This window comes from Streptomyces sp. TM32 (assembly GCF_004122755.1).
Lineage (GTDB): Bacteria > Actinomycetota > Actinomycetes > Streptomycetales > Streptomycetaceae > Streptomyces > Streptomyces sioyaensis.
On record NZ_SDIG01000195.1, the window covers coordinates 1 to 11,205 of the forward strand.

The following is an 11,205-nucleotide window of genomic DNA, read 5'->3' on the forward strand; positions in this document are numbered from 1 at the left end:
GCCCACCCCGGCACACCCACCACCTCCGCCCCCGCCAAGGGACACGGCGACAAGCGGGAGCTCGCGCACACCGGGGCCTCGTCCACGGCCGCCATGACGCTCGGCGGGAGTGCCGCCGCCCTGATCGCCGCGGGCGGCGGCACCGTCTACGCGGTCCGTCGGCGGCGCGGCTGAACCCCGCCCCCGACCGCTGCGTCCCGAGGAAGCGATGGAGTACTCCGCCGGTCCGCAGGCCCCGGTACGGCTCGCCGTGCCGGGGCTCCGGCCTGCCCTGTGGCGGTGGCTGCTGCGCACCGCCCGCCCGGCGCCGGCCCGCCGCGAAGCCCCGCGCCCCGGCCGCCCGGCCGGGTATCCGGCGGACGGCGAACTGCCGGACGGCAGCGCCCGGTTGCCGGGCTGCGGGGCCGGCGCGCCGCCCGACCCGCCGCCGACGATCAGCGAGCTGTACCACGCCCACCGGCTGAACATGGTCCGGCTGGCCGTGCTGCTCGTGGACGACCGGGCCACCGCGGAGGACGTCGTCCAGGACGCGTTCGCCGCGCTCTACAAACGGCACGGCGAACAGCTCGGCGAGGTCGACAACGCCCTCGCCTATCTGCGCACCTCGGTCGTCAACGCCGCCCGCTCGGTGCTGCGTCGGCGGCGCACCGCGCGCGACTACACCCCGCCGTACGAGGCAAATGCACCGTCCGCCGAGGAGCGCATCGTGCTGGACGAGGAGCACCGGGAGGTGTTCGCCGCGCTGAGCGGGCTGACCGCCCGCCGCCGGGAGGTGCTCGTCCTGCGCTACTGGGGCGATCTGACCGAGGCGCAGATCGCGACGACGCTGGGCATCAGCCGCGGCTCGGTGAAGTCCCTCGCCAGCCGCGCCCTGGACTCGCTGGAGAAGATCTTGGAGGCGCGGTCATGAACGGCTCCGGCACGGGTGCCGGCCGCACCGGAGGCCCACCCGGCGAGGACGGCGGCGCCGGCGGCATGCGCCCCGGCAGGACGGGCGGCGGCACGAGCCCCGGCCCCGGACCCGGCTTCACGGGCGGCGCCACGGACCCCGACCCCGATGGCACCGGCCCGCACCGCCCCGTGGAGGACCGGCTGCGCCGGGCCCTCGCGGCCCGCGCCGAGAGCATCGGCGTCCGGGACCTGCAACCGGCCGCGCCCCCCGGCCCGCACCTGCGCCGCGGCCGGCTGTCCGGCCCGCGGCGGCCCTGGCTGCGCCGGTTCGGGCTGCCACTGGCGGCGGCTGCCGCGGCCGCCGCCGTCGCGGTGGGCTACCTGATGACCGCCGCCGGGGGCCCGCCGGACCGGCCGCTGCCCGCGAGGCCGCCGAGCCCCGTCGGCCCCGCCCCGTCGCCCACGCACAGCGGCTCCGCTCCCGCGCCCTCCCCGAGCGGGCCGTCGGCAGGACCGCGCCACGGCACCGGCCCCTCCGGTGTGCCCCCGGGCACCACGCGGCCGCCCCGTTCGAGCTCCCCCTCGGCCCCGCCGACCACGCAGCCCGGCGAGGGCCGCACCGGCACCGCTGCGCCCCCGTCGGCCTCCCCCACCCCGGAGAGCAGCAGTACCGCGCCACACCGGGCATCCCCCTCAACTCAGGCCGTACATTGAGAGATTGATGCCCCTTCCATCGATCCAGCCGCCGCCCCGTTCCCGGACCGCGACAGTCCGCGGCCCGCCGGGGCCGGCCCGCGTTAGCCACGCGTTAGCGGATCGCCAGCACCCGCGCCGAAGGTCGTGTTCACGCCACCGTCCCGGGGGAGCTCCCTATGCCCTTCACCGCCACCCTCAGCCGGGTCGTCGTCGCAGGTCTCCTCGTCGCCGCCGCGCTGGCCCTGGCCACGGCCTGCCGCGGCTACGACGGCCGGGCCGACGGTCCCGTCACCGCCGTCTCGCCACCCCCTTCGGGAGACGGCCGGAATCTTCCCCCGGCCCCCGGCAGCCAGGCCGCCTGCGCCCCGGACATGCTCCGGTTCCACGCCGGCCCGATGCCGCGACGGGACGGCCGGATGCTGCTGACCGTCACCAACATCTCCAACCGGACCTGCGACTTCGCCAGCATGCGCTACCCGCTGCTGCGGTTCGGTGACGGCCGGCGCCCCCTCCCCGCGATCGGTGCCAGCCGGCCGCTCACCCCGGTCTTCCTGAAGCCCGACGCCACCGCCTATGCCACGGTCGTCACCCGCGCCGGCGGACGGGGCGACACCGGCCACCGCCACCACCGCATCTCCCAGTTCGGCGTCGCCCTGGCCGCCCGCGCCGCGCCCACCCAGGTCGGCCTGGACGGCCCCCCGGTCCGCGTCGACACGCGCACCGCCACGGTCACGTACTGGCAGCCGAGCCTGGCGGCCGCCTGCCAGTGGTGACCTACGGGCGCGGCGCGCGTCCGGAAGCCGCCGCACCGCGTGACGCCGTAGGCCGTTCGGGTCACTTCCGGCCATATCCTCCGGGCCGCCGCTCCCCAATGATCCAAATTTGCCACCAATGATCCTTTTACACTGCTGCGGCGTGGCTGCGCCCGATGCCGCTCGCCCGGTAGGCTTTCCGTGTGATCTTCAAGCGCATCGGAAACGGTCGGCCGTACCCGGACCACGGCCGGGAAAGCACCCGCCAGTGGGCGGACGTCGCCCCGCGCCCGGTACGCCTCGACCAGTTGGTGACGACCAAGCAGCAGCTCGATCTCGAAACGCTGCTCGCCGAGGACTCGACGTTCTACGGCGACCTCTTCGCGCACGTCGTGAAGTGGGAGGGCGACCTCTATCTGGAGGACGGGCTGCACCGCGCGGTACGCGCGGCCCTGCAGCAGCGCCAGGTGCTGCACGCCCGCGTGCTCGAACTCGACTGACGCGCCGCGGCCACCCCGCCCAACAGGCCGAAACCCCCTCTTAGCGCCCGTCAGCACCCAACCCACCCTGTCCGAATTGACCCTTTTGGGTTGGGTCTCGCGCCACGCGTTGATCATCTAGTAGGCACGGACCACCGCCCGCACTACGCTGCGCTCCATGAGCATGCTGACGCCCCCGGGCATGGGCGGTAAGTACCGCATCACAGGCGACAGGTATCCGCGGATGCGCCGCCCCCGCCACCGTCGCCGGATCGCCCTCACCATCGTCGCCACGGCCGTCGCCCTCGGCCTGGCCACCTGGGGCACCCTGCAGCTCATCGACGTGTTCGGCGGCCGGTCCAACACCGCCCATGCCGCCCAGGGCGAGCGGCACTGCCCCGACAGCGCCAAGACGGCGGCCGCCCAGGCCGGGAACGCGGCCCGCAAGCTGCCCGCCCCCGGCACCCTCACCGTCAATGTCTTCAACGCCACCCCGCGCTCCGGGCTCGCCAAGCGCACCGCCGACGAGCTCGAAAAGCGCGGCTTCAAGATCGGCAAGGTGGGCAACGCCCCCGCCGCCTACGACAAGAAGGTCAAGGGGGCCGGGATACTGCTCGGCCCCGCGACGGCGGCCGACGGCCCGATGAAGGTGCTCGCCACCCAGCTCACCGGCGCACAGCGGAAGACCGACGCCCGCAAGGGCGCCGACCTCGACCTGATCATCGGCGACGCCTTCACCGCCCTGACCGCCCAGAAGGACGCCGCGAAGTCCCTGGCCCTGCTGAGCCGTCCGTCCCCGGCCCCCAAGGCCGACGCCAAGTGCTGACCGTACGCGGACGGGCCCCGCACCACGTGTGATGCGGGGCCCGGACAGTGAGCGGGTGAGAAAGGCGGGAAGCGCGCGGTCGGCTCAGCCGGCCGTGCCGTACATGCGGTCGCCCGCGTCGCCGAGGCCCGGCACGATGTAGCGGGCCTCGTTGAGCCGCTCGTCGACCGCCGCGGTGACCACGGTCACCGGCGTGCCGGCCAGCTCCTTCTCCATGACCTCCACGCCCTCCGGCGCGGCCAGCAGGCAGATCGCGGTGACATCGTCCGCACCGCGCTCGATCAGCTCACGTATCGCCGCGACCAGCGTGCCGCCCGTGGCGAGCATCGGGTCGACGACGTACACCTGACGGCCCGAAAGATCGTCGGGCATCCGCGTGGCGTAGGTCTGTGCCTCGTACGTCTCCTCGTTGCGGACCATGCCCATGAAGCCGACCTCGGCGGTGGGCAGCAGCCGGACCATGCCGTCCAGCATGCCCAGACCGGCCCGCAGGATCGGTACGACCAGGGGACGCGGGTGCGAGAGCCGCACACCGGTGGTCGCCGTCACCGGGGTCTCGATGTCGACCCGCTCGGTGCGCACATCACGGGTGGCCTCGTAGGCGAGCAGGGTGACCAGCTCGTCGGCGAGCCGCCGGAAAGTAGGGGAGTCGGTGCGCTTGTCGCGCAGTGTGGTGAGTTTGTGCGCCACCAGCGGGTGGTCGACGACGTGGATCCGCATGCCCTCGACAGTAACCGAGCCGGAAGGCCCCGGAGCCCGCCCTGCAGTGCCCGGCCGACCGGCGCAACCGCCGCACGTGACGGGCATCAAACCACCGAAAGGAGGGAAAGGGGGCACGTACGCCCGATTGGCTCTTCTGCCGGAGGGCGACGATTCCGCCCGAGGTGGTGTGCGCGTGCTCGACCGCAATCGGACCGACGACTCGAACGACGCCGTCCCCGGCGGCCAGGACCTGGCCCCGGACGACGGGACGGAAGCGGCGCGCCGACGGCGCCGTGCCCAATTTCTGCGCGAACTGCACGAGGCCAAGGAGCTGCGCAACCGCGTCCAGCCACGCCGCGCCCGGGCCGAACGCATGCGCCAGGCCATGCGGATGCGTACATTCCGCTGGTAGCGGAACACCCCCGCGCCCCCGTCTGCGCTGCGGCACGTGAGCGACATCTCTCACAACCTCCGCACGACGCAGCCCCGAAGACCCCGCGCGACGGCGATGTTTCTGCCACGATTCCGAAAGGGGCGGGACCAACGGCGTGCAGCGCCGCCCCGCCCGGCCCGGCACGCCTATGACCAGTGGGAGAGTCACGGTGTACTTCGCCGCACTGCTCGCGCGCACCGAAGACGGGTGGGAAGCGAGCGATACGGAGCTCGACGATGTGGAGACGCTGACCGATCTGGCCGATCTGGCCCGAGAGGCGGCGGTCGACGACGACACGGTGGTGGCCTTCATCGAGCAGGAGGACGCCTGGTTCGGCGTCATCCGGGTGGACGGTGAGGACGACCCACGGGTCTTCCTCTCCAACGCCGCCGCCGCCGCCAAAAGCTCGTACGGGGCAATGCTGACCGACGAGCTGCTCGGCCGCGAGGAGGACGATGCGGCCGACGACCTCGACAGCCTCGACCTGGACGGCACGGAGGACGGCGAACCCGACCCCGACGACAACGTGGACGACGACACCCTGGAGGCGGTGAACGGCACGGACGGCCCGCCGCGCGGTCCGCTCGGCGACGCCGCCCTGCTGGCCGACCTGGGCGTCAGCGAGCAGGAGCTGCTGGCCCTCGACGGCGACGCGCTGGGCACCATCGCCGACTCGCTGGGCTGCACGGAGGTCCTCGAAGCCGTGCGCTGAACGGCCCGGCCGGGCCCCCGCACCCAGGGGCGGGCCCGGCCCCCGGTCACGTCCCCGACACTGGGGGCATGACCGTCCCCCCTTCCGCCTCTCTTCCCTCCCCCGCGCCCGACCCGCTGCGCGATCCGTGGATCGCACCGATGCGGCAGGCGCTGGACGAGGCCGCCCGCGCTCCCGGGACCGGCGATGTCCCGGTGGGCGCCGTCGTGCTGTCCGCGGACGGCACGGTCCTCGGCACCGGCCACAACGCGCGCGAGGCCACCGGCGACCCGACGGCCCACGCCGAGGTCCTCGCGCTGCGCGCGGCGGCCGACAGCGTCGGGAACTGGCGGCTGACCGACTGCACGCTCGTCGTCACCCTCGAACCGTGCACGATGTGCGCGGGTGCGTTGGTGCTCGCCCGCGTCGACCGGGTCGTCTACGGCGCCCGCGACGCCAAGGCGGGCGCGGCCGGCTCGCTGTGGGACGTCGTCCGTGACCGTCGTCTCAACCATCGCCCCGAGGTCGTCACCGGGGTCCTCGAAGCCGAGTGCGCGGAGCTGCTCACCGCCTTCTTCCGCGAGCGCTGACCAGCGCGGCGATCCCTCGGCGGCCCCTTCCCGGAATCCGATTTCGGCGCACGGCCACCCGTGGGCTAAGCTCTCTCTCGGTAGCGTGTCCGAGCGGCCGAAGGAGCGCGCCTCGAAAGCGCGTGAGGGGGCAACTCCTCCGTGGGTTCAAATCCCACCGCTACCGCTCGAAAGAACCGCCCCTGACCTGCGAAAACAGGTCAGGGGCGGTTCTTCGTCGTGCCGAAGGCCAACCCTGGGGCCGCTACCGGGAGTTCGTGGCCCCTCGGCCCCGGCCACCCGGTTGGTACTCCTCGGGCCCATGGCCCGGACGGCGGAGCTACGGGAACGCCCATGGACGAGGGCCGATGCCCAACGACCGCTGGTCTCCGGCCGCTTCCGCACTTCTTGCGAGCCCCTGACGAGCTCGTGCGATCTCATCGGCCGGCGGCCCGGGGTCATCGGCTCGCAAGTCCGGCATCATGCGATACGTCATGGTTCGGCACCGTGTTGCCGGGAGTCTCGGGACGGCCGCGGACGACGCGGCGGCCGTACCGCCAGGCGGCGACGGCGATGAGGGCAGCCAGGACGATCAGGGCGCACACGGCTCCCCAGCCCAGCTGGGCACAGGCGCGGGTGCCGAGCCAGGAGCCGACACCGGCGCCGAGGAAACCGCACGTCATGTAGCCGGTGTTGAGGCGGCTGCGGATCTCGGGACGCAGGGCGAAGATGCGGGCCTGGTTGGCGACCTGTCCGCACTGCACGGCCACGTCGAGCAGCAGCAGTCCGGCCCCGAGGCCGACGAGGCCCGCCGCACCGCCGATCAGGCCGGTCAGCAGCACAGCGCCGGAGGCGAGGCCGAGCAGGATGCACCACAGGTTGACGCGGTCCGCGCCGTAGCGGTCGACCGAGCGCCCGGCAGCGGGAGCCAGGAACACGCTGGCCGCGCCGATCAGTGCGAGCAGGCCGACGGCCTGGGTGCCCATGCCGTAGCGCGGGCCGGTGATCAGCAGGGCGACGGCGGTCCAGGCCGCGCTGAAGGCGCCGAAGAGGGTGACCTGGAAGTAGACCGAACGGCGAAGCTGTCTCTCGCCGCGCAGCAGCCGGAGGGTGTCGATCAGCAGCGTCGGGTAGGGGGTGCGCACGGCCGGGGCACTGCGCGGCAGGGCGCAGCCGAGGGTCAGGGCCAGCAGCGCGGTCAAGGCAGCGGCGACCAGGTAGGGGGCGCGCCACCCCAGTTGCTCGCCGAGCACGCCGCCGAAGGTGCGGGCCAGCAGGATGCCGCCGACCAGTCCGGCCTGGAGGGTGCCGGTGACGGCGCCCTGCCGCTCGGGGGCGACCATGCCGGCGGCCATCGGCAGCATGATCTGCGGGACGACGGTGGCCAGGCCGACGACGACCGCAGCGGCGAGCAGCGGGCCGGTGGCCGGGGCGAGGCCGGCACCGACCAGGGCCAGTGCGGTCACGCCCAGCAGCACGGTGATCAGCGGACGGCGGGACAGGCGGTCGCCGAGCGGGACGAGGAGGAAGAGTCCGGCGGCGTAGCCGAGCTGGGTGACGGTGGCCAGGGTGGCCGCCGTGGCCTCGCCGATATGGAAGCCGTGGGCGATCAGCGGTGTGATCGCCTGCGGAAAGTAGGCGTTGGCCACGGCGACACCGCAGGCCAGCGCCATGATCAGAAGGAGGTTGCGGGACAGCCTCGGCGAGGCCGCCGAGGCGGATGGATCAGTGCGGGACACGAGGCATTCCAATCGAACGAACTAGATGGTTCGCTTCCACGGTGACATACACCCCCGGGCATTTCAAACCAACTGGTTCGTTTACACTGCGCCCATGCCCTACGACTCCGCAGCGACCAGGGAACGCATCCTCGTGGCGGCAACCGAGGAGTTCGCCGCACACGGCGTCTCGGGTGCCCGTGTGGACCGCATCGCCGCTTCCGCCAGCGCCAACAAACGCGCGATCTACGACTACTTCGGCGACAAGAACAAGCTGTTCGGCGTCGTCCTGGAACGGGCCCTGGCCGACCTCGCCCAGGCCGTCCCGCCCTCCGAGGATCTGCCCGCCTACGCCGAGCGTCTCTTCGACCACCACCGGAAACACCCTGAGACCCTGCGCCTGGTGATGTGGGAGGCGCTGGAGGTCGGCGACGGCCCCGTACCCGGGGAAGAGGAGCGCACCCGGCACTACGGCGACAAGATCCACGCCGCACAGGCCGGCGGCGCCCCCCGCGACAGCGCCCGGGCCCAGGTGTTCTTCGCCCTCGCCCTGGCCAGCTGGAGCGCCGGCATGCCTCAGCTGCGGCGCATGGTGCTCGGCGAGGAGTGCGACCTCGACCGTCTGCGGGAGGCCATCGGTGGGGCGGTCCGGGCGATCCAGTCAGGGAACGAGGAATGAGGCAGTCGCAGAGAGCGAGCTGACGGGCTGTTCACGGGCATGGGGCCGGGGACGGGAGCGGGAGCGGCCTTACCGACCCTGGCCTCTCGGCGCTAGCCGTTGCGCCGGTTGCGGCCCGCGCGGCGGAAGAAGCGCACGATCAGCCAGATCACCAGGGCCACGACGACGAGGAAGAGGATGAAGAGCACGACCAGGAAGATGCCGAGCTTCTTGAAGAAGCCGCCCTTCTTCTTGGCCTTCGACTTCCACTTCGACTTCTTGATTTTGAAGGCCGACGTGAGCTGCGTGGTGTGCCGGTGGTCGGCGGCGGCCCGCGCGGGGACGGCCGCGGCCCGTACCGAGGCGTCGTGGCCCGGGGCGCTCGCGGTGGTCACCACCCGGGCGGTGTCCGGCGCGCCGCGACCCGCCGCCGCTGCCGGGGCGACGGCCGCGGCCAGCAGGCCGACCAGCAGCGCCAGGACGACGGCCGGCCGCCGCCGCGGCATGCGCGGGGCGGTCCGCTCCTGCGTGGCGGGCCGGGCCGTCGCGCGGGACGAATCGGGCCGGGACGGTGCGGAGTTCATGGACATGGTGTGGTTCCCCCTTGGATCGAGCGTTCAGCCATTATGGGCGGCGGCAGGTACTCCGGCCGAGGTCTCGACCTCCAGCAAGGAGGCGCTGTGCCGCTCCGCTTCGAAGGCCGCGCGGCCGCCGCGCAGCCCGAACAGCCGCTTGGTGACCGCGATGTAGAGCACGGCGAGGATGTTGATCACCAGCGTGGCGATCTTGAGCCAGCTGACCTTCTCGGTCAGCTCGTAGATCTCCAGCGGCAGGAAGGCCGCCGTCGCCACCACCGTCAGATACTCCGCCCACCGCTTGGCGCGCCACAGGCCGACGCCCTCGACGATCTCCACCAGGGCGTAGGCCAGCAGCAGCCCGGCCACCAGCAGCAGGGTGGAGTGCTGGTAGCCGAAGGTCTTCTGGATGGTGCCGACGACCGGCGAGTGGTCCAGGTCGTAGTGGAAGTGCCGGGCGACCGGGCGGAGCACCGCGATGTACTCGTCGACGAACCGGCGGACCGCGTCCTTCTGGTTGCTGAACTGCCATACGCCGACCGCGGCCAGCACGATGAACACCCCGCGCACCGCCCGCTCGACCGCCAGGAACCGCAGGATGAACAGATCACGCAGGACCTTGCCGCGCGGGACCAGCGGGGCGTCGGCGGCCGGACCGGAGCCGTGCGGGTCGCCGAGGACGAAATCGCCGCAGCGCAGACAGCGCCAGGCCTCGCCGAGGGCGGTGGCGGCGTGCAGCCTCTCCCGGAGGTGCTCCTCCTGCGGGAGGTAGGTGATGTGCCCGCGGCGCGCGCAGGTACGCCGGTCCCAGTCGATCTTCATCGTTGGAGCCCGTGTTCCTTTCTGGTCCCCACGCGGCCGCACGCCGCAGCGCGACGCGCTGCCGCGCTCCGTTGTGTCGCGTACATGATGCATGCCGGCCCGTCCGGACCCGGCGAGGCGGAGCGCCGGGGACATCCGAGTCGTACGGGGTGGAGGACGCAGGGGCACTTCGTCTTGGTTGCGGCCGCGGGAGAAGGGCACGTCACACCGGCCGCGTACGAGTCCGGCACACCGCCGCCGGCCTCCGGGCACGCACGACGGAGCCCCGCCTCGGGCCGGTGTCCAGGGGCCCCCGATGGTCTCCGGGGGCGGCTCCGAGGCGGGGCTTGGTCGGGCGGGGGAAGCGGCGTCGAATGACGACCGCTCCCCCCGATGCGGACGAACCCCCAAGTCCGCGCCGCCGTCCGGGGACGGTCGGCGTGGACCCCGCAGTGAGGTCCCTCCCGGCCCCCTGAATTCCTGCCAGATCCAGCGGGCCACGCTCCCCATGGTGCCGCCGGGAGCCGCCTCAACAGGCAGGCAAAGGGCCCCCTTTGGGGGGTCTTTGGTCCATAAAGTAGAGATCAGTGACGGATGTCGGATCGCGCGGCCGGACCGGCGCCCGCCCCGCCGGCCCGGCTCCCGCGATCGAACACGTGTGGTTACACTCGCCCGACTGCAGACGGGAACTGCAGGCACTGCCGCAAGGGACTGCGTAGGGGAGTCGGGCTGATGGCGCAGGCCAAGAAGATCGCGTTGTACATCCTCATCGTCTTCGTGCTGTACACGATCATCACCACCCCCAAGCGGGCCGCCGACCTGGTCCAGATAGGCTTCGAGGGCATCTCGTCCGCCGCTCAGGGCGTGGGCGAGTTCATGACCCAGCTGATCAGCTAGAGCGGACACGCTCCAGGGGCCGGATCCGACCGGCGGCGCCGGCGCCGCCCGAGGGGCCGACCCGCGATCGGCCGGCGCCCGCCCCTACCCAGCCGGCCGCCCCGGTCCGGCTGCGCCCCGCCCCCCTCGGAGGCCGCTGTGATCCGCCACCTGGTCCTGTTCAAGCTCAATGACGGCGTCTCCCGCGACGAGGAGCGCGTCCAGGCCGGTGCGCGGGCGTTCGCGGCGCTGGAGGGCGAGATTCCGGAGCTGACGTTCTGGGAGTGCGGCTGGAACATCACCGACCGCCCGATCGCCCACGACTTCGCGATCAACTCGGCCGTGGCCGACACGGACGCCCTGACGCGCTACCTGGAGCATCCGGCCCACCAGGCCGCCGCCGCACAGTGGCGTGAATTCGCCACCTGGGTGATCGCCGACTACGAATTCTGAGCCGCGGCACCGCCGCCTCCGGCACCACCGAGCCCCTCGCCCCTCACGGGCGGGGGGCTTCGCCGTATCCCCGGGCCCCTACCGC

General features: G+C 72.9%; 15 protein-coding genes and 1 tRNA gene. 12 read left to right on the forward strand and 4 right to left on the reverse strand.

The genetic code is table 11. The features are described from left to right. Positions 1–208: 208 nt before the first annotated feature. The 5 genes from EST92_RS28040 to EST92_RS28060 all read left to right on the forward strand — a co-directional run bounded on the left by EST92_RS28040 (position 209) and on the right by EST92_RS28060 (position 3,644). The gene (locus EST92_RS28040) at positions 209–910 is read left to right on the forward strand and encodes a sigma-70 family RNA polymerase sigma factor (protein ID WP_129283533.1); all 702 of its coding nucleotides are present in this window, start codon (positions 209–211) and stop codon (positions 908–910) included. Beyond that, positions 907–1,605, forward strand: coding sequence for a hypothetical protein (locus EST92_RS28045; protein WP_129283534.1), 699 nt, complete (start codon positions 907–909; stop codon positions 1,603–1,605). The genes EST92_RS28040 and EST92_RS28045 overlap by 4 nt, the downstream gene beginning before the upstream one ends. Positions 1,606–1,763: 158 nt before the next feature. Continuing rightward, positions 1,764–2,360, forward strand: coding sequence for a DUF4232 domain-containing protein (locus tag EST92_RS28050; protein WP_129283535.1), 597 nt, complete (start codon positions 1,764–1,766; stop codon positions 2,358–2,360). Positions 2,361–2,542: 182 nt separating this feature from the next. Further along, complete coding sequence (locus EST92_RS28055; RefSeq protein WP_006604254.1) at positions 2,543–2,839, forward strand: type II toxin-antitoxin system VapB family antitoxin; 297 nt, start codon at positions 2,543–2,545, stop codon at positions 2,837–2,839. A gap of 157 nt (positions 2,840–2,996) precedes the next feature. After that, positions 2,997–3,644, forward strand: coding sequence for a LytR C-terminal domain-containing protein (locus EST92_RS28060; protein WP_129283536.1), 648 nt, complete (start codon positions 2,997–2,999; stop codon positions 3,642–3,644). A gap of 84 nt (positions 3,645–3,728) precedes the next feature. Here EST92_RS28060 and upp read toward each other — a convergent pair whose 3' ends face one another. Then, positions 3,729–4,364 carry a uracil phosphoribosyltransferase gene (gene upp, locus EST92_RS28065; RefSeq protein WP_129283537.1) on the reverse strand — a complete coding sequence of 212 codons (636 nt, stop codon included), beginning with the start codon at positions 4,362–4,364 and terminating at the stop codon, positions 3,729–3,731. Between the two features lie 175 nt (positions 4,365–4,539). On the opposite strand from upp, the gene EST92_RS28070 reads away from it, so the two are divergent. The 4 genes from EST92_RS28070 (at position 4,540) to EST92_RS28085 (ending at position 6,226) form a co-directional block, all read left to right on the forward strand. Continuing rightward, positions 4,540–4,758: a hypothetical protein gene (locus EST92_RS28070; protein WP_239013571.1), complete on the forward strand. Its 219-nt coding sequence runs from the start codon at positions 4,540–4,542 to the stop codon at positions 4,756–4,758. Between the two features lie 169 nt (positions 4,759–4,927). Continuing rightward, positions 4,928–5,491 (forward strand): hypothetical protein, encoded by a 564-nt coding sequence (locus tag EST92_RS28075; RefSeq protein ID WP_254069066.1) that lies wholly within the window; start codon positions 4,928–4,930, stop codon positions 5,489–5,491. Between the two features lie 68 nt (positions 5,492–5,559). Next, positions 5,560–6,060 (forward strand): tRNA adenosine(34) deaminase TadA, encoded by a 501-nt coding sequence (gene tadA, locus EST92_RS28080; protein WP_129283538.1) that lies wholly within the window; start codon positions 5,560–5,562, stop codon positions 6,058–6,060. Positions 6,061–6,139: 79 nt separating this feature from the next. Beyond that, positions 6,140–6,226: transfer RNA gene (locus EST92_RS28085), tRNA-Ser, on the forward strand. Between the two features lie 271 nt (positions 6,227–6,497). On the opposite strand, the gene EST92_RS28090 is transcribed toward EST92_RS28085, so the two are convergent. Next, positions 6,498–7,778 carry an MFS transporter gene (locus tag EST92_RS28090; RefSeq protein ID WP_254069068.1) on the reverse strand — a complete coding sequence of 427 codons (1,281 nt, stop codon included), beginning with the start codon at positions 7,776–7,778 and terminating at the stop codon, positions 6,498–6,500. 94 nt (positions 7,779–7,872) lie between these two features. On the opposite strand from EST92_RS28090, the gene EST92_RS28095 reads away from it, so the two are divergent. Then, positions 7,873–8,436, forward strand: a complete 564-nt coding sequence (locus EST92_RS28095; protein WP_129283539.1) for a TetR family transcriptional regulator — start codon at positions 7,873–7,875, stop codon at positions 8,434–8,436. A 92-nt stretch (positions 8,437–8,528) separates the two neighbouring features. Here EST92_RS28095 and EST92_RS28100 read toward each other — a convergent pair whose 3' ends face one another. Next, positions 8,529–9,005: a hypothetical protein gene (locus EST92_RS28100; RefSeq protein WP_129283540.1), complete on the reverse strand. Its 477-nt coding sequence runs from the start codon at positions 9,003–9,005 to the stop codon at positions 8,529–8,531. Positions 9,006–9,032: 27 nt separating this feature from the next. Next, entirely contained in the window at positions 9,033–9,812 is a 780-nt protein-coding gene (locus EST92_RS28105) for a DUF2127 domain-containing protein (RefSeq protein WP_129283541.1), read from the reverse strand. A gap of 711 nt (positions 9,813–10,523) precedes the next feature. Between EST92_RS28105 and EST92_RS31725 the strand changes: the two genes are divergently transcribed. Continuing rightward, positions 10,524–10,688, forward strand: a complete 165-nt coding sequence (locus EST92_RS31725) for a hypothetical protein (RefSeq protein WP_174244156.1) — start codon at positions 10,524–10,526, stop codon at positions 10,686–10,688. A 138-nt stretch (positions 10,689–10,826) separates the two neighbouring features. Then, positions 10,827–11,120, forward strand: a complete 294-nt coding sequence (locus EST92_RS28110; protein ID WP_129283542.1) for a Dabb family protein — start codon at positions 10,827–10,829, stop codon at positions 11,118–11,120. Positions 11,121–11,205 lie beyond the last annotated feature (85 nt).